The following is a 17,311-nucleotide window of genomic DNA, read 5'->3' on the forward strand; positions in this document are numbered from 1 at the left end:
CCTATACCTCGTTCTCGTCGCGGGGCCGCATCGGGATGGAAGACCCAATCAGGACCTTGCCTTTTTCTTCTGCCGTGGCCGGACGCATCTGGCCGCGCTCGTCGGAGACGAACGTGATGGAGTCGTCCTTCTGGTCGGGAGCGTTGACGAAGGAGCGGAACCGGCGCAGCCGCTCGGGATCCTTCAGGGTGTCGGCCCATTCGTCGACGTAGGTGTCAACGTGCTTGGCCATGGCGGCCTCGAGGTCCTCGGCGATGCCCAGGGTGTCCTTGACCACAACGTCCTCAACGTGCTTGATGCCGCCGTCGAGCTCTTCCTGCCAGCGCGCGGTGCGCTGCAGGCGGTCTGCGGTGCGGATGTAATACATGAAGTAGCGGTCGATGTACTTGATCAGCGTCTCGTCGTCGAGGTCCTTGGCCAGGAGCTGGGCGTGGGCCGGGGTGGCACCGCCGTTGCCGCCGACGTAGAGGTTCCAGCCGTCGGCGGTGGCGATCACGCCAACATCCTTGCCGCGGGCTTCGGCGCATTCGCGGGCACAGCCGGAGACGCCCATCTTGAGCTTGTGCGGGCTGCGGAGGCCGCGGTAGCGGAGTTCGAGCTGGATGGCCATGGCCACCGAGTCCTGGACACCGAAGCGGCACCAGGTGGAACCGACGCAGGACTTCACCGTGCGCAGGCTCTTGCCGTACGCCTGGCCGGATTCGAAGCCGGCGTCCACCAGTTCCTTCCAGATTTCCGGGAGTTCCTCGAGCCGGGCACCGAACATGTCGATGCGCTGGCCGCCGGTGATCTTGGTGTACAGGTTGTACTTCTCGGCCACCGCTGCGATGACGCCGAGCTTCTTCGGGGTGATTTCGCCGCCGGCGATGCGGGGGACCACCGAGTAGGTGCCGTCCTTCTGCATGTTGGCGAGGGCGCGGTCGTTGGTGTCCTGCAGGGTGCCGCGGCCGGCGTCCAGGACGTAGGCGCTGTTCTGGCTGGCCAGGATGTTGGCGATGGTCGGCTTGCAGATGTCGCAGCCAGCACCGGTACCGTACTTGGCCATGACCTCTTCGAAGGAGGTGAGTTCCAGGACACGGATGGTCTCGAAGAGTTCCTGGCGGGACAGCTCGATGTGCTCGCAGAGTGCCTTGGAAACTTCGACGCCGGACTTGGTCAGTTCGGTTTCGAGCAGCTTCTTGAGCATCGGGACACAGGAACCACAGCTGGTTCCGGCCCGGGTGCAGCCCTTGAGTTCGCCGAGTTCCTGGACAGGAGCGTTGCCGTCGCAGGCCCCGCAGCCGTTGACGGTGTCGCGGATGGTTCCGGCCGACACGTTGTTGCAGGAACACAGGATGGCGTCGTCCGGGAGCTCGGTGTCCGGGGCGTCGCCGCCGCCGGCCGCCGTGAGGTACGCGCCGGGCTCGGCGCTGAGCTCACGGCCCAGGAGCGGGCGCAGGCTGGTGTAGGGGGTGGCGTCGCCCACGAAGATGCCGCCCAGGAGTGTCTTGGCATCGTCCGTGGTGACAATCTTCTGGTACACGCCGCGGGCGGGGTCGGCGTAGACGATTTCGAGGGCGTGCTCGGTCTTGGCGAACGCGTCACCGAAGCTGGCAACGTCCACACCGGACAGCTTGAGCTTGGTGGCGGTGTCGAAGCCCGGGAAGGTGGCCTCTCCGCCGTGGAGGCGGTCAGCGACGATCTCCGCCATGGTGTTGGCGGGGGCGACCAGGCCCAGGCACATGCCGCCGAAGTTGGCCACTTCACCGATGGCCCAAATTCCGTCGACCTCGGTGGCGCAGTAGTCGTTGATGACCACGCCGCCGCGCTGGCCCAGCGAGAAGATCTGCTCCTCGCCCTCTGCCGCGCGGAAGAGTTCGTCGCGCGGCCGGACACCAATCGCGACGATCACAAGGTCGGCGTCGATGGTGCGGCCGTCAGCCATGAGGACGCCGGTGACCTGGCCATCGTCGTCGGACAGCACCTCGGAGGGGAACACACCACCGTGGACTTCGAAGCCCTTGGCCTTGATGAGCCGGCCCATTGCCTGGCCCGCGCCTTCATCCAGCTGCGTGGCCATCAGCCACTGCGAACCGTCGATGACGATCGGGTTGGCGCCGAGCTGCTCCGTGCCGGCGGCTGATTCGAGGCCGAGGAGGCCTCCACCGATGGTGACGGCGTTGACCTGGCGGCCAAGCTTTTCGGTGAGTTCGGCAATGGCCTTGTTGATGGCCCAGACGTCTTCGAGCGTGCGGTAGACGTGTGTGTGCTCGGCACCGGGGATCGGCAGGCGGGCGGCATTGGAACCCGTCGCGACCACGAGGTCGTCGTATTCGAAGATGCTGCCGGCTGCCGTCTCCACGGACTTGGCTTCGTGGTTGATTTTGACGACGCGCTCGCCGGTCTTCAGGGACAGGGCCTCGTGGTCCCACATGTTCGCCTCGCCCAGGGTGAGGTCGTAGTCCATGACGGTCAAGGCCTTGCTTAGGGCCACGCGGTCGTAGGGGAGGTGGGCTTCCTCAGTGAGGACCGTGACATGCCAGCCTTCGAGGCCGCGGGCATGCATTGCGTCCGCAAAACGGTGGGCCGCCGGGCCGCCGCCGGCGACGACGATGCGGCGCGGAGTCTCTGTGCTTGAAGTCTGTTCGGTCACTGTGGGCCTTTCGCATGGGCCGCAGACGGTGCTCTGCAGCTTGTCCATCCAGACTAGGTACCCGCAGTTTCGCTTCAGTTTCCCTTATGTTTCGTGAACTTAACTTCTGCATCACGAATGGATTTCCGGACAGGTGAGTTGCCTTTTACGTCCCGGACACATTCACTGCATGCCGCTGAAACACCGCCGCCCTAGCTTGGATATGTGGCCGCGTCGGCGGTCCGGGCCCGGCAGCCGTTCTAAAGAGCGCCGGGCCGCAGGCAATGCGAGAGGGGCCGGAAATGACCGCAATACTTGAACTTGATGACCAGACCACCGGATTTGCGACGGGATGGAACCGCGTCTGCGCCGTGGAGGAACTGGAGCTGGCCTGGGGTGAGGCTGCCCTGATCGCGGGCCGCCAGGTTGCATTGTTCCGTACCGCGGCCGCAGAGGTGTTCGCTGTGGCCCAGGAAGATCCCGCCACCGGAGCCCATGTGATGGCCCGCGGCATTGTCGGATCGCGCGGAACGCGGCAGACCATTGCGTCCCCGCTCCACAAGGAGGTCTACGACCTGGAAACCGGTGAGTGCTTTGGCACCGCTGAACTCCGCCTCCCCACGTTCCGCACCCGCGTTGTTGACGGCTACGTCGAGGTTGAGCTCTAGGCTCACCACCCCGGGCTAAAGCCCCAGCGCCTCCCGTACATCTCCCAGCACGCCGTCGAGCGCTGCCCGGGCCGCCTGCCGCGCCTCGGGCAGCTCCGCGGCTGAGCCCACGCTCCGGATGACTTCGAGGTAGCACTTGAGCTTCGGTTCGGTGCCGCTGGGGCGGATGATCACCCTGCTCAGGTCCCTCGTGAGGTAGAGCAGGCCATCCGTCGGTGGAAGGTTCTCACTGCCCTCGGCCAGGTCCTTGAAGGTTTCGACGGCCGAGCCGCCGAAGGATTCCGGCGGGCTGACCCGGAGCCGGTTCATCATGGCGTCCAGCAGGCCGAGGTCCGCCACGCGGATGCTGAGCTGGTCGCTGGCATGCAGCCCGTGCACCAGGTACAGCTCGTCGAGGGTATCGAAAATAGTCTTGCCGTCCGCCTTGGCCGCCGCGGCGAGTTCCGCGATGAGCACGGCGGCCGAAATGCCGTCCTTGTCCCGGACCAGTTCAGGGGCCACACAGTATCCCAGCGCTTCCTCGTAGCCGTAAAGCAGGCCGGGAACGCGGGAAATCCACTTGAACCCGGTCAGGGTCTCCTCATGGGAATACCCCGCCGCAGCCGCGATCCGCGCCAGCAGGCGCGAGGAAACAATTGAATTCGCGAAAACGCCCTGGGTGGTGCTGCCCCCGCCTGCAGCGAGCCTTGCCACAATGTGGGCACCCAGCAAGGCGCCCACTTCGTCCCCGCGCAGCATGCGCCAGGCACCCGTGTCCGGGTCCTTGGCCGCAACGGCAGCGCGGTCGGCGTCGGGGTCGTTGGCCAGCACAATGTCAGCATGCACGCGGGCCGCCGTTTCCAGCGCCAGGTCCAGTGCGCCTGGCTCCTCCGGATTGGGGAAGTTCACCGTGGGGAAGTCCGGGTCCGGCCTCGCCTGTTCGGCCACCAGGGTTACGTCGGTGAAGCCCGCGGCGTTCAGCACGGCAACCGCGGTGTCGCCGCCCACGCCGTGCATGGGGGTCAGGACAATCTTCAGGTCGCGGGCGGGGAACTGCGCGGGCAGTGCCAGGCCAGCCACCGCGGCCTGGTATCCGGCGGTGATGGACGGCTCCAGAACGCTCCAGCCCGTGGGGGCAAGGGCGATGGAGTCCAGCGCACCCACCCGGCCGATTTCGGCGGCGATCCGGGCGTCGTACGGTGCCACGATCTGCGCCCCGCGCCCGCTTTCCTCCACCGTGTGCCGGCCCAGGTACACCTTGTAGCCGTTGTCCTGCGGCGGGTTATGGCTGGCAGTCACCATCACACCGCCGTCACAATCCAGCGATCGCACCGCATAGGCGAGCAGCGGCGTCGGGAGCGCCTGCGGCATCAGGAAGGTCTCGATACCCGCGGCCGTGAAGATCGCGGCCGTCTCCTCGGCGAAGATATCTGAGTTGTAGCGGGCGTCAAACCCGACGACGGCGCGGGGCTGGGTGCCCGGCGAGGCGTCCGCGACGGCGGCGGTCAGGAACGCGGCGAAGCCTGCGGCTGCGCGCCGCACCACCACGCGGTTCATCCGGTTGGGTCCGGGGCCAAGCTCCGCGCGCAGGCCGGCGGTGCCGAACTGCAGCGTCCCGCTGAAGCTGTCCTCCAGGTCCTGGCGCGCAGAGGGAACCCCGTCCTCGGAGAGCTGGATGAGTTCTGTCAAAGCGCCGGCAGTGGCGGGATCCGGGTCCTGGGCGGCCCAGTCCCGGGCGTCGCTCAGTAGCTGCGGAAATTCGGCATCGGAAGACGTCATAGGAACAAGCTATCGCCTATCCGCCGGACTCCGCTGCCCGACAAGCACCGCGGGGAGTCCTTGACAGTAAATTTTCTGGACACGTAATGTCTGAAAAATGAAGATGGGCCAGGGGGTCGAGTGGGCGCTGCACTGCTGCGTGAACATGTCCTGGGCACCCGCCGGGGAGGCTGTGAACAGCGCCCGGCTCGCGGAACTGTACCAACTGCCCGCCGCCTACCTGAACAAGCAGCTGCAGGCACTGGTCCGGGCCGGCATCCTCTCCTCCGTGTCCGGACCCCGCGGCGGCTTCCAGTTGGCGAAACCCGCGGAAAAGATCACCGTGCTGGACGTCGTCCTGGCAATCGAGGGTCAGGAACCGGCCTTCCGCTGCGAGTCCATCCTCGCGAACGCGCCGGGCTCGGATCCAGCCGAAGACTACCTCCGCAGTTGCCTGGTGTCCCAGACCATGCGCCAGGCCGAGCTTGCCTGGCGGCAGACGCTGTCCCGGCAGACTGTCGCGGGCATCGCCGCCTCCGTCGAGCGGAAGTCTCCCGGATCCCGCAAAGACACGCTTCGCCGGCTGATGCCCGCCAGGATTCAGTAATCAGAGCTTGGCGATGATTTCCGCGAGCAGTCTGGAGATGCGCGGTCCGGCGGCCTGGCCGGCTTCCAGTACTTCCTGGTGGCTCAGCGGCACCGGGCTGATGCCCGCGGCGAGGTTGGTCACCAGCGAGATGCCGAAGACTTCCATACCTGCATGGCGTGCGGCGATTGCCTCGAGCGCTGTGGACATGCCCACCAGATCGGCTCCGATCCGCTTGGCGTACTGTACCTCCGCCGGCGTTTCGTAGTGCGGGCCGGTGAACTGCGCATAGACGCCCTCGTCCAGGGACGGGTCCACTTCGCGGGCCAGCCCCCGGATCCGGGCGGAGTACAGATCTGTCAGGTCAACGAAGGTTGCGCCTTCGAGCGGGGACGTGGCGGTGAGGTTTATGTGATCTTTGATGAGCACGGGGGTGCCGGGGGTCCAGCTTTCATTGAGGCCGCCGCAGCCGTTCGTGACCACCAGGGTCTTGCAGCCTGCCGCTGCGGCCGTGCGGACTCCGTGCACTACTGCGCGGACGCCCTTGCCTTCGTAATAGTGCGTCCGGGCACCGAGCACCAGCGCGCGTTTGCCCTCCTTGGTCAGGACGGAGCGGATGGTGCCGACGTGGCCCTCGACTGCCGGCGCGGAGAAGCCTGGGACCTCGTCAGCGGACAGCGTGGCGGTGGTCTCACCGATCAGGTCGGCGGCGTCGCCCCAGCCTGACCCGAGCACCAGAGCGACGTCGTGGCGGTCCACGCCCGTCTCCTCGGCGATGTAATCGGCGGCCGCGCGGGCGGCGTCAAAAGGGTCCGTGTTCAGGAATTCTGTATTACTCACTGGTACAAGCTATCGTGCCTTCGGTTCGCTGCCCAGCAGTGGCGCAGGTCCCTTTTATTGGTGTGCGGCGGCGGATGGGTAGAGAATGGATCTTTGTGACTACGCATCCGGATTTCAGCTCGCCCCGCATCGCAATTCTTGGCGGAGGGCCCGGTGGCTATGAAGCCGCCATGGTGGCCGCGTCCCTGGGGGCGCAAGTCACCATCATCGAACGCGCCGGCCTCGGCGGTTCCGCGGTGCTCACCGACGTCGTCCCTTCGAAGACCCTGATCGCGACGGCGGACCTGATGACCCGCGTCGGTGAGGCGGGGGAGCTGGGCGTGAAGTTCGACGTCGACGGCGGCGATTTCGCGCCGGTGATGCGCGCGGACCTGAAGCACATCAACGACCGCCTGCTCGGCCTGGCACGGAAGCAGTCCGAGGACATCAGGAGCGGACTCGAGCATCAGGGCGTGCGCATCCTGATCGGCTCCGGCCGGCTGCTGGACAACCACACCATCGAGGTCCTCACCGTTAACGGCACGGAGACCGTGAAAGCGGACACCATCCTGCTCGCGGTCGGCGCCCATCCCCGTGAACTTCCCACCGCCCGGCCCGACGGCGACCGGATCCTGAACTGGGCGCAGATCTACAACATGGACGAGCTCCCCGAGGAACTCATCGTGGTGGGTTCCGGCGTCACCGGCGCGGAATTTGCCTCCGCCTACAACGGCCTGGGCTCCAAGGTCACCCTGATTTCCAGCCGCGACCGCGTGCTGCCGGGCTCGGACACCGACGCCGCCGAGGTCCTGGAGGGTGTCTTCGAACGCCGCGGCGTGAAGGTGCTTTCCCGCTCCCGCGCCGAAACGGTGGAACGGACGGACGACGGCGTCGTCGTCACCCTGGGTGACGGCTCCAAGGTGACCGGCAGTCACTGCCTGGTCTGTGTCGGTTCCATCCCCAACACGGCAGGCATCGGCCTGGAGGAAGCCGGCGTGGCGGTCACCGAGAGCGGCCACATCAAGGTGGACGGCGTCTCGCGCACCACCGCCCCCAACATCTACGCCGCCGGTGACTGCACCGGGGTCCTTGCCCTCGCATCGGTCGCGGCCATGCAGGGCCGCATCGCCGTGGCCCACTTCCTGGGCGACGCGGTCATGCCGATCAAGCTGCACCAGGTGGCCTCCAACATCTTCACGTCGCCGGAGATTGCCTCCGTGGGCGTGTCCGAGGCGGAGATCGATTCCGGCAAATACCAGGGCGACGTGGTGAAGCTGTCGCTGCGCAGCAACGCCCGCGCCAAGATGCGCAACCACCGTGACGGGTTCGTCAAGATCTTCGCCCGGAAGGGTTCCGGCACTGTGATCGGCGGCGTTGTGGTGGGCCCGAACGCCTCCGAACTGATTTTCGCGATTTCCATCGCCGTCACCCAGAAGCTTCACGTCGACGACGTCGCCAGCACCTTTACGGTGTACCCGTCACTCAGCGGCTCCATCTCCGAAGCGGCCCGGCGCCTGCACGTCCACATGTAGCAGGCCGCGGCTCACCCGGGCGGCCACGAGATACAGCAGCCCGGTGATCAGCGGAACCACGCTGATGGCGGACAGGGCGACCACTCCGGCGAGGCTCCCCAGCGCCGAGAACGCGACGGGTCCCAGTCCGAGGGCCACCAGCAGCCAGCCCGCATCGGGTGTCCGTTTGAGGCCCAGGACGGCTGCCGGAAACGCCAGGACCAGGACGGCCACGGCCCGGAAGGGCCCGTTCGCGTTCTCAAACGCACGCCACGATGCCGAGTCGACGGCGAACCAGATTCCCGCCGCGATGAGCAGTGCGGTCAGCACGGTCAGCGCAGGTGCAGCCCACACGGGACGAAGCCACGCAAGCACAGCGAGTGCGGCCATCGGAACGGCCCAGGACACGATCAGGATGACCCCCTCCAGGCCGCCGGGATCAGCCAGGGCGTAGCCGCTGATGAACAGGCCGGCAAGGACCGTGAAGGCTGCCATGATCGCGGCTGCCGTCCAGACGAGGGCGCGCGCCCGCACGGAACGGTCGGGCTGCCGCAGGCAGACGAGGCCCATGGCCCCGGCAGCCAGGATGAGTGCGGCCGCGGCCAGGAAGATCGTGACGCTGAACATGGCCTTCCTCCCTGCTGCTCACTGACTGTTGCATCCATAAGACGCCACGTCCAGAGGGAGGGCAAGGTGCCAAGGGCCCCACAGCGCCGGACACCAGAGCGCCCCTGGCGTTGGCCAGGGGCGCAGCTGCCTGCCGCCTTGTGGAATTACGCCAGTAAAGCGCACACGTCGGTCACCTTGCCGCTGCCGGTGAACTTGTCGCCAACTTCTTGGTTGTTCTTGTCAAGGACCCAATTCATGGTGCCCCTTGTGAAGTAGACCCCCGCAGGATGTCCGTTGGCCTCGGGCACGAGGATGGTGTTGAGCCCGGTCGCCGTCACCAGCTGGGTACCGTCGTCAAGGACCGTGACATGGGTCGCGCCGGTGATGACGTAGCTCGCCGTCTCCCCGGTCTTCTCGTTCGTGAATGTAATCCGCAGGTTTGGCCCTGTGAACGTAAAGCGGCCCCCGGGCAAGACAATGGTCCCTGCTTTCCCGGACAACTGGGCCTTGAGCTGGAAGTCGGCACAGTTGACGTAGAACGGATCGGTGCCGACGGGTCCGGGTTTCGCGGAAGCGGCCACTGCCGGGCCTGTGCCTGCTGCGAGTGCTGCGATGACGGCGATGGGTGCGAGCCAGCGTTTCATAAAGATGCTCCTTTGTAGCTTTGCGAATCCCCCCAAGGGATACGGGACAAGTCCCTGACTACGGCGACGCTTACGCATGCTATCCCGGTGCGCATCATCAAAACGCGAGTAGTGACTACCTGTTTATAAACCAACTTTGCTATCTAACAGCCGACTCCCAAAAGCCCACCAGCCCCGCCTGGGCGCGCCAAAGCGGCCCCGCTGGGACGCGGTGGCCAACGCGGTAGGTGGACTGGATTTGAAGCAGGCCGGACCTCCCCCCGGCCTCACATCACGTCAGGCGGCTGCCGCCGCCTGGAAGTGTTTTTCGATGATGTCCTTGATGTCGGAGTGGCAGCCGCCGCAGCCGGTTCCTGCCCTGGTGGCACCGGAAACCTCGGCCACCGTGGAGCAACCGTCAACAACGGCGTCCTGGATCTTGGTGCCGGTGACGCCGGCACACCGGCATACGGTGCGCTCCGGGTCGCTGTTGCCGGCGGCAGCCAGCTGGTCCGGTCCGTCCAGGCGCAGCAGCAGCGACCTGTCGGCGGGGAGCTCGTCGCCGCGCTCGAACAGGGAAACCAGCTCCGCAGCCGTGCGCGGCATGCCTACGGCCACGAGGCCTTCCAGCACGCCGCCGCGCGTGGTCATCTTGACGTAGCGGCCGTGTTCCGGATCGGCCCACTGGGCAATCTGCAGCCGCGGGCGCCCGTTCACGGCACCGGCGGTCAGGACTTCCTCATCCCAGGGTTCCGCGGCGTTGTCTCCGGCCACTGCCATGTTCATGCCGCGGGCCTTAAGGACAACGACGCCCGGCTTCTCCGTGGGCAGCTCAGGCAGTGACTCGGCCGCGTCCACCGAATCGCCGGTGGGCGAACCGTCGCCGGACCCGTCAACGGATCCCTCGGCGAGGAGCGTCAGGTACTCCGCCAGCCACTCCGCCTGGCGCCAGCCCGGACCCACCAGGCCGGACGGACCGCGCGCTGCCCGGCAGCCGCTGCAGGAAGGGTCGGGGCAGCGGACTTCGGCGCAGTCGCCGATCGCGAAGATGTGCGGCTCGTGGTGGGCACGCAGCTTGTGGTCCACCAGGATGCCGGTGGCGGTGGACAGCCCGCAGCCTTCGGCGAGCTCCACGCGCGGACGGACGCCGCAGGACAGCACCAGCAGGTCGCCGTCGATCGCCGAACCGTCATCCAGCAGCAAGGCGGAGAAGCCGCCGTCGGGAGCGTTGTGTTCCACCCCCGTGGAGCGGGCGTTGCCGGCCATCCGGACGCCGCAGTTGCGCATGCTGGCGGCCAGCACCGCGCCGCCGCCGCGGTCGATATTCCGGCCCAGGGGATGCGGGCCGTTGTGGACCACGGTCACCGTGGCGCCTTCCTCGGCGGCCGCCAGGGCCGTCTCGAGTCCTAGGACGCCGCCGCCCAGCACCACCACGCGCTTGCCGCCGGAGACGGCCTGGCGGAGGACCTCGGCGTCGCGCAGGTCGCGCAACGCGGTCACGCCGGCGGGCAGCACGGGGTGGGCCGGGTCCGGGTTGAGGCCGGTCAGGTTGGGGATCACGGGGCGGGAACCGGTGGCGAAAACCAGCCGGTCGTAGTGCGGCTTCGTGCCGTCGGTGAGGACTACCTGCTGGCGGGCGCGGTCCACCCGTCGGACACGGACGCCGAGCCGGACGTCCACGCCGTCGGCGATCAGCGCGGCGGCGTCGGACAGGGCCAGCGCTGAGGCCGTCGTCCGCCCCACGCCGAGGTCGGCCACCAGCACGCGGTTGTACGCCGCGTCGGGCTCCTCACCGATGACTGTCAGGTGGGCGAGCCCGCTGCGCACTGCCGGCAGCAGCTCATCGATCAGCCGCGCGGCGACCGGACCAAAGCCCACAATTACAATCTGCTCACTCATGAGGCCTCCGATGTCTGAAGAACGCTGTGCTGGAGTCCGTTGGCAGCCACGCGGACCCACACCTTGTTGAATTTGAACTCGGGCATCCCGGAAATGGGGTCGGTGGCGGCCTCCGTCAGCCGGTTGGCGCTCTCGAGCTCCGGGAAATGGAACGGCAGGAAGACCGTCTCGGGCCGGATCGCCGTGCTGAGTTCGGCCCGGCACACCACCTCGCCGCGCTCATTGGCCACTGAAACGAACGAACCGTCGGTGATGCCCATGGACGCCGCGGCCGCAGGGTGGATCTGCATCTTCGCCTCCGGCTGGGAAGCCAGCAGCTCGGACACGCGGCGGGTCTGCGCCCCGGACTGGTAGTGCTCCAGCAGGCGGCCGGTGATGAGCGTCATGGTCTTGGCGCCCGGGTCCGGATTCTCTGCGGGAGCACGACGGCGGCGCGGCGCCACCGGGGTCATGACAGCCTTGCCGTCGGCGTGGGCGAAGCCGTCGAGGAAGAGCCGCGGCGTGCCGCTGCTGCCCACGGGATACGGCCAGTACGCCGCTTCGCCGCGGTCCAGCATGGCGTAGCTGATGCCGGAGTAGTCCGCGAGGCCGCCGGCGGAAGCCAGGCGGAGTTCCTCGAAGACTGTCTCGGGATCCTCGCTGTAGGTGGACGGAGCCTCGAGCGCCTCGGCGAGCCGCGCCATGATCCAGAGTTCGCTGCGGGCGCCGGCCGGCGGCTGCAGTGCGCGGCGGCGGCGGAGGACACGTCCCTCGAGGTTGGTCAGCGTGCCTTCCTCCTCGGCCCACTGGAGAACCGGCAGGATGAGGTCGGCTTCGGCCGCTGTCTCGGAGACGAAGAAGTCGCAGACCACCAGGAAGTCCAGGCTGCGGAGCCCGCCAATGACGGCATTGGCATCGGGGGAGGCCACCGCGATGTTCGAGGCGTGCACGAAGAGGCAGCGGACGCCGTCGGGCTGTCCGAGGGACTTCAGCAGCTGGACGGCGGGGAGGCCGGGGCCGGGAATCAGGGATTCCGGCACGCCCCACACCTTCGCCATGTGCGCGCGGGCGGCGGGGTCGGTGATCTTGCGGTAGCCGGGGAGCTGGTCGGCCTTCTGGCCGTGCTCACGGCCGCCCTGGCCGTTGCCCTGGCCGGTCAGCGTGCCATAGCCGCTGCGGGCGGAACCGGGCAGCCCGAGCAGCAGGCTCAGGTTGATGGCGGCGGTGGCGGTGTCCGTTCCGTCCACGTGCTGCTCCACGCCCCGGCCGGTCAGGATGTAGCTCCCGCCCTTGGTGGCGCCGTGGGCAAGCCGGCGGGCCGTCTCGCGGATCAGGTCCGCGGGCACGCCGGTGAGGGACTGGACGCGTTCCGGCCAGAACGCGTTGACGCTGCGCGCAAGGGCTTCGAAGCCGCTGGTGCGCGCCTGGATGAATTCGGTGTCCGCCAGGCCTTCGTGGATGACCACGTGGGACAGGCCCAGGAGGAGGGTGAGGTCGGTGCCCGGCAGGGGCTGGAGGTGCAGGCCGCCGCCGTCGGACGTGAAAGCAGCCGTGGCGGAACGGCGGGGGTCCACCACAATCAGCCCGCCGGCGTCGCGCGCTCCCTGGAGGTGCTGCACGAAGGGCGGCATGGTCTCGGCCACGTTGGAGCCGAGCATCAGGATGGTGCCGGCGCCGTCGAGGTCTTCCAGCGGGAACGGGAGGCCGCGGTCAACCCCGAAGGCCCGCATCCCTGCGGCGGCTGCGGAGGACATGCAGAACCGGCCGTTGTAGTCGATCCGGGACGTGCCCAGGGCCAGGCGGGCGAACTTGCCCAGCTGGTAGGCCTTCTCGTTGGTCAGGCCGCCGCCGCCGAATACACCGACGGCGTCCGCGCCGTAGCGGGCGCGGGTGTCCTTGACCGCAGCCGTGATGAGCTTCAGGGCATCATCCCAGCTGACGGGGCGGTGGACGCCGTCGGAGCCCTTCAGCATGGGCTCGGTGACGCGTCCGGGGTGGCTCAGTAGCGAGGCGGAGGTCCAGCCCTTGCGGCACAGGCCGCCGCGGTTGGTGGGGAAGTCGCGTCCGGAAACTTCCAGGACGGGCGCAGCCGCCGCGCCGCCGGCATCAACGGCTGCAGCGGGTGCGTTCGGAGCGGGTGGAGCCGGCACGGGGTCTGACCCCGGCTGGACAGCCGGGGTCAGAGCCGCTGGGGACTTCAGCGTCATGGCGCACTGCAAGGCGCAGTAGGGGCAGTGCGTATCGGCGCTTTTGGTCATGTTAGACGTGTCCCATCGCATTTCGGTTGGCGTTGCGGATGTAGCAGGCCCAGCAGACCACCAGCATCAGGACGTATGCCCCGACGAAGCCGTAGAAAGCGGGGGTGTAGGAACCGCTGGCCGTGTTGGAGGCGTTCAGCACCTGCGGGATAACGAACCCGCCGTAGGCGCCGATTGCGGAGATCAGGCCGAGGGCCGAGGAAGCCAGGCGCTGGGTGGCCACCGTGCTGGCGCCGTTGCGTGCTGCCCGGCTGTTGGTGGCGAAGATGATGGGGATCATCCGGTAGGTGGCACCGTTGCCGAAGCCGCTGGCGGTGAAGAGCATCAGGAAGAGGACCAGGAAGAGCCAGAAGTTCTTGAGCGGCAGGGTCCAGATCATGGTGAGGGTGATGACCGCCATGGAGGCGAAAGCGGCAACTGTCATACGGGCGCCGCCCATCCGGTCCGCCATGCGTCCGCCGTAGGGGCGGGCCAGCGAGCCGACCAGCGGGCCGAGGAAGGCCAGCGAAAGAGCCACAGTACCCACTCCGATGGAGGAGAAGGCGGGGAAGTAGTCCTTGATGAGCTTCGGGAACACACCGGCGAAGCCGATGAAGGAACCGAACGTGCCGATGTACAGCAGGGCCATGATCCACAGGTGCGGTTCCTTCAGCGCAGCGATCGAGCCTGCCACGTCACCCTTGGCGCTGGTGAGGTTGTCCATGTACTTGTAGGCGCCGAACGCTGCGAGCAGGATGAGCGGAACCCACATCAGGCCTGCGACCGGAAGGTTGACGGTTCCGGCGGCCAGGAGCGTGATGGCGATCGGGACGGCGAGCTGGGCGACGGCGGCACCCATGTTGCCGCCGGCGGCGTTCAGGCCCAGGGCCCAGCCCTTTTCGCGGGCCGGGTAGAAGAACGTGATGTTGGCCATGGAGCTGGCGAAGTTTCCGCCGCCGAAGCCGGCAAGTGCTGCCACCAGCAGCATGACGCCGAACGGGGTCTCAGGATTGGAGACACACAGTGCGAGTCCGATGGACGGAATCAGGAGCAGCAGGGCCGAAACGATGGTCCAGTTGCGGCCGCCGAACTTCGGGACCATGAACGTGTAGGGGATGCGGAGTGTGGCACCCACCAGGCTGGGCATGGAGATCAGCCAGAAGATTTCAGAGGTGGAGAACGCGAATCCTGCTCCGGGGAGCTGGACCACCACGATGGACCACAGCTGCCAGACGACAAAGCCGAGGAATTCGGCGAAGATGGACCAGTTCAGGTTGCGGCGGGCGATGGAACGGCCCTGGGATTCCCACTGCTCCTTGTTCTCGGCATCCCAGTTGGCGATCCAGCGGCCGGGGCGGACTTCAAGGGCGGGGGCGTCAGCGGTGCGGGTAGTGCCGGGCTGCGCGCTGGATGAAGTGGCAACACTTCCGTGCCACGGCTCGGAGCCAGTCTCAGGGGAATTGCCGGCTCCGGCATCTGCGTTGCGGTCAACAGTCACGGTGTACCTCCTTTGGGGGTTTGTTGTCCTTCCAAGGTAGAGACGGCGCGTTTCGTGAAGCGTCGCCGTTTGTTAACGTGCTGTGAAGTTTGCCTATCGTGGCCTTTGTGACGGCGTGAGGCGCCGTTAGTGAGACAATTTCAGAAGTCCGCATGATGGACCCTTTGTCCAGTCGATGGACTACCGGAACTATTATTGAGACCTATGTATCCCTTAGCCGGGCAGCCTTTTTGGGGATGAACGCCCGGTTCTCACGAAAGTGTTACTACATGTCATCCACTGCCACTTCGCCGCAGCCGGGGTCAGCCAAGCAGGTTAACTCGCGCGGGCGCGTGATCGTCGCCAGCCTGATCGGCACCACCGTGGAGTTCTACGACTTCTACGTCTACGCCACGGCGGCCGTACTGGTGTTCCCCCGGTTGTTCTTCCCGGGACAGAATGAAACCACCCAGCTGCTGAGCTCCTTCGCGGTGTTTGGCGTCGCGTTTATCGCCCGTCCGCTGGGGTCCATCGTTTTCGGCCACTTCGGGGACAAGTTCGGCCGCAAGGGAACCCTGGTAGCCTCGCTGCTGACCATGGGCATTGCCACGTTCCTGATCGGCTGCCTTCCCACCGCGCTGGTCCCGGGCTGGGGCTTCTGGGCTCCGGCCCTCCTGGTGGTCATGCGCTTCGCCCAGGGCCTCGCGCTCGGCGGCGAGTGGAGCGGCGCTGCCCTCCTGGCCACGGAGAACGCACCCGCCAACAAGCGGGCGATCTACGGGACGTTCCCGCAGCTCGGTGCGCCCATCGGCTTCATCATCGCCAACGTGATCTTCCTGGTGGCCAGCTACGTCCTTACCCCGGCAGCCTTCGAGGCCTGGGGCTGGCGCGTTCCGTTCCTGCTGAGCGCCGTTATGGTGATCATCGGCCTTTACGTCCGCCTCAAGCTCATTGAAACGCCGGCCTTCACCAAGGTGCTCGAATCCAACGAGGTGGCCAAACTGCCGCTTGCCCGGGTCTTCAAGTCGAGCTGGCGCCCGCTCATCCTGGGCACGTTCATCATGCTGGCCACCTATGTGCTCTTCTACCTGATGACCACGTTCACGCTGACTTACGGCACCCGGCCCGCGTCGCTGGATGCCGCCAAGGCCGCTGCGGAGAAGGCCGGCAAGCCGATGACCGAGGCAGCCGCCGCGGCGTTCGTTCCCGGACTGGGCTTCACCCGCAACGACTTCCTCTGGATGCTGATTGCCGGCGTCGTGTTCTTCGGCATCTTCACGCTGGTCTCCGGTCCGCTGGCCGAGAAGTACGGCCGCCGCAAGATGCTGCTGGTGGTGACCGGCGGAATCTTCGTGTTCGGGCTGCTGTTCGTGCCGCTGTTCGGCGGCGGGTTCATCGGCACCATGGCGCTTCTCATCATCGGGTTCTCCCTGATGGGGCTCACGTTCGGGCCGATGGGTGCGCTGCTGCCGGAACTGTTCCCGACCAACGTCCGGTACACCGGCTCTGCTGTCAGCTACAACGTGTCCAGCATCCTGGGCGCGGCTGTGGCGCCCTTCATCGCCGTCGCGCTCTGGGAACAGGCTGACGGCAGCCCCGTCCTGGTCGGTATCTACCTGACCGCCATGGCGGTCCTCACCCTGGTGGCGCTCTTCCTGAGCAAGGAAACCCGGGACCTGGACTACGAGAACAACGTGGCCTGACCCGGCCTTCGCCCTTCACAACAATGCCCGGCACCCCTTCGCGGGGTGCCGGGCATTTGTTGTATCCCGCCGCTACCGTGCGTAGCGCTCCACGAAGTTGCCCAGGATCTTCATGGGTTCCGTCGCGGTGAACTGCCGGGCGTTCTCCATCAGGATTTCGGCCGATTCCGGCGGGAAGTAGCCTGCATGGCGGTAGATGTCGATCCTGGTGACCAGCCCGTCGGCATCGAGCTCCGGGTGGAACTGGGTGGCGTACAGGTTGGTCCTGATCCGGAACATGTGGACCGGGCAGGCTGCGGAGCTGGCCAGGATCACGGCGTGCGAGGGGAGGACGGTGCAGGCTTCCTTGTGGCCGGTGAAAGCCGTGAAGGTCTCCGGCAGCCCGCGCAGGAGGGGATCCTGCAGCCCTTCGGCGGTCAGCTTGATGGTGGCGCCGCCCAGGCCCTCGCCATAGGTCCGGTCGATCACCGCGCCCTGGTGCAGGCCCAGCGTGCCGACCCCGTAACAGGCTCCGAGGAACGGGAAATCCGCCGGCACGATGCGGTCCAGCAGCAGGGACAATTCACGCTCCACCCGGTGCTGGGCCGCGCTTTTGTGATCCGCAGGGTCGCTGGAGGTGAAAGGGCTGCCACCCACGATCACCCCAGAGTATTCGGAGAGGTCCAGCTCGGGCAGGGGCCCGGCTTCCATCCGGATGCGCCGCAGCTGCCCGGGCTCGAGTCCGCCGTAGCGCAGGTAGGCCTCATATTCTTCCTCGGCAGCCTTGTCTTCGGCGCGCGATGCAAGCAGTAGAAATGGCTTCACACGCTAAGTCTGCATGGAGCCGCCCCCGTGCGCCACGGGCGCGCCGGG

General features: G+C 67.0%; 13 protein-coding genes. 4 read left to right on the forward strand and 9 right to left on the reverse strand.

Annotated elements, in window-relative coordinates:
* Position 1 precedes the first annotated feature (1 nt).
* Positions 2–2,632, reverse strand: a complete 2,631-nt coding sequence (gene nirB / locus AB0N24_RS03005) for a nitrite reductase large subunit NirB (RefSeq protein WP_364120221.1) — start codon at positions 2,630–2,632, stop codon at positions 2–4.
* Positions 2,633–2,913: 281 nt separating this feature from the next.
* Between nirB and nirD the strand changes: the two genes are divergently transcribed.
* The gene (gene nirD, locus AB0N24_RS03010) at positions 2,914–3,279 is read left to right on the forward strand and encodes a nitrite reductase small subunit NirD (RefSeq protein WP_364120224.1); all 366 of its coding nucleotides are present in this window, start codon (positions 2,914–2,916) and stop codon (positions 3,277–3,279) included.
* Between the two features lie 15 nt (positions 3,280–3,294).
* Here the strand turns inward: nirD and AB0N24_RS03015 are convergent, their stop codons facing one another.
* On the reverse strand, positions 3,295–5,037 hold the full coding sequence (locus tag AB0N24_RS03015) for a phospho-sugar mutase (RefSeq protein ID WP_364120227.1): 1,743 nt from the start codon (positions 5,035–5,037) through the stop codon (positions 3,295–3,297).
* A 97-nt stretch (positions 5,038–5,134) separates the two neighbouring features.
* Between AB0N24_RS03015 and AB0N24_RS03020 the strand changes: the two genes are divergently transcribed.
* Complete coding sequence (locus tag AB0N24_RS03020) at positions 5,135–5,623, forward strand: Rrf2 family transcriptional regulator (RefSeq protein ID WP_364120230.1); 489 nt, start codon at positions 5,135–5,137, stop codon at positions 5,621–5,623.
* Here the strand turns inward: AB0N24_RS03020 and AB0N24_RS03025 are convergent, their stop codons facing one another.
* Entirely contained in the window at positions 5,624–6,442 is an 819-nt protein-coding gene (locus AB0N24_RS03025; protein ID WP_364120233.1) for a purine-nucleoside phosphorylase, read from the reverse strand.
* 95 nt (positions 6,443–6,537) lie between these two features.
* Between AB0N24_RS03025 and AB0N24_RS03030 the strand changes: the two genes are divergently transcribed.
* On the forward strand, positions 6,538–7,953 hold the full coding sequence (locus AB0N24_RS03030) for an NAD(P)H-quinone dehydrogenase (RefSeq protein WP_364120236.1): 1,416 nt from the start codon (positions 6,538–6,540) through the stop codon (positions 7,951–7,953).
* On the opposite strand, the gene AB0N24_RS03035 is transcribed toward AB0N24_RS03030, so the two are convergent.
* The 5 genes from AB0N24_RS03035 to AB0N24_RS03055 all read right to left on the reverse strand — a co-directional run bounded on the left by AB0N24_RS03035 (position 7,900) and on the right by AB0N24_RS03055 (position 14,777).
* Positions 7,900–8,559 carry a hypothetical protein gene (locus AB0N24_RS03035; protein WP_364120239.1) on the reverse strand — a complete coding sequence of 220 codons (660 nt, stop codon included), beginning with the start codon at positions 8,557–8,559 and terminating at the stop codon, positions 7,900–7,902. The genes AB0N24_RS03030 and AB0N24_RS03035 overlap by 54 nt on opposite strands.
* A gap of 146 nt (positions 8,560–8,705) precedes the next feature.
* Complete coding sequence (locus AB0N24_RS03040) at positions 8,706–9,185, reverse strand: hypothetical protein (RefSeq protein WP_364120241.1); 480 nt, start codon at positions 9,183–9,185, stop codon at positions 8,706–8,708.
* 276 nt (positions 9,186–9,461) lie between these two features.
* Positions 9,462–11,063, reverse strand: a complete 1,602-nt coding sequence (locus AB0N24_RS03045; RefSeq protein ID WP_364120243.1) for an FAD-dependent oxidoreductase — start codon at positions 11,061–11,063, stop codon at positions 9,462–9,464.
* Complete coding sequence (locus AB0N24_RS03050) at positions 11,060–13,300, reverse strand: molybdopterin oxidoreductase family protein (RefSeq protein ID WP_364120245.1); 2,241 nt, start codon at positions 13,298–13,300, stop codon at positions 11,060–11,062. Before AB0N24_RS03050 ends, AB0N24_RS03045 begins: the two co-directional genes overlap by 4 nt.
* A 1-nt stretch (position 13,301) precedes the next feature.
* On the reverse strand, positions 13,302–14,777 hold the full coding sequence (locus AB0N24_RS03055; RefSeq protein WP_364120248.1) for an MFS transporter: 1,476 nt from the start codon (positions 14,775–14,777) through the stop codon (positions 13,302–13,304).
* 269 nt (positions 14,778–15,046) lie between these two features.
* On the opposite strand from AB0N24_RS03055, the gene AB0N24_RS03060 reads away from it, so the two are divergent.
* Positions 15,047–16,459 (forward strand): MFS transporter, encoded by a 1,413-nt coding sequence (locus tag AB0N24_RS03060; RefSeq protein WP_364120251.1) that lies wholly within the window; start codon positions 15,047–15,049, stop codon positions 16,457–16,459.
* A gap of 72 nt (positions 16,460–16,531) precedes the next feature.
* Here the strand turns inward: AB0N24_RS03060 and AB0N24_RS03065 are convergent, their stop codons facing one another.
* A complete protein-coding gene (locus tag AB0N24_RS03065) occupies positions 16,532–17,263 on the reverse strand; it encodes a glutamine amidotransferase (protein ID WP_364120253.1) in 732 nt (243 codons plus the stop codon).
* Between the last annotated feature and the right edge of the window lie 48 nt (positions 17,264–17,311).

This window comes from Arthrobacter sp. NPDC093128 (assembly GCF_040683875.1).
GTDB lineage: Bacteria > Actinomycetota > Actinomycetes > Actinomycetales > Micrococcaceae > Arthrobacter.

Bases quoted from the DNA above. Each gene is read 5' to 3' on its own strand.
- nirD (WP_364120224.1), top strand. From the start codon at position 2,914: ATGACCGCAATACTTGAACTTGATGACCAGACCACCGGATTTGCGACG.
- AB0N24_RS03015 (WP_364120227.1), bottom strand. From the start codon at position 5,037: ATGACGTCTTCCGATGCCGAATTTCCGCAGCTACTGAGCGACGCCCGG.
- AB0N24_RS03020 (WP_364120230.1), top strand. From the start codon at position 5,135: ATGAAGATGGGCCAGGGGGTCGAGTGGGCGCTGCACTGCTGCGTGAAC.
- AB0N24_RS03035 (WP_364120239.1), bottom strand. From the start codon at position 8,559: ATGTTCAGCGTCACGATCTTCCTGGCCGCGGCCGCACTCATCCTGGCT.
- AB0N24_RS03040 (WP_364120241.1), bottom strand. From the start codon at position 9,185: ATGAAACGCTGGCTCGCACCCATCGCCGTCATCGCAGCACTCGCAGCA.
- AB0N24_RS03045 (WP_364120243.1), bottom strand. From the start codon at position 11,063: ATGAGTGAGCAGATTGTAATTGTGGGCTTTGGTCCGGTCGCCGCGCGG.
- AB0N24_RS03050 (WP_364120245.1), bottom strand. From the start codon at position 13,300: ATGACCAAAAGCGCCGATACGCACTGCCCCTACTGCGCCTTGCAGTGC.
- AB0N24_RS03060 (WP_364120251.1), top strand. From the start codon at position 15,047: ATGTCATCCACTGCCACTTCGCCGCAGCCGGGGTCAGCCAAGCAGGTT.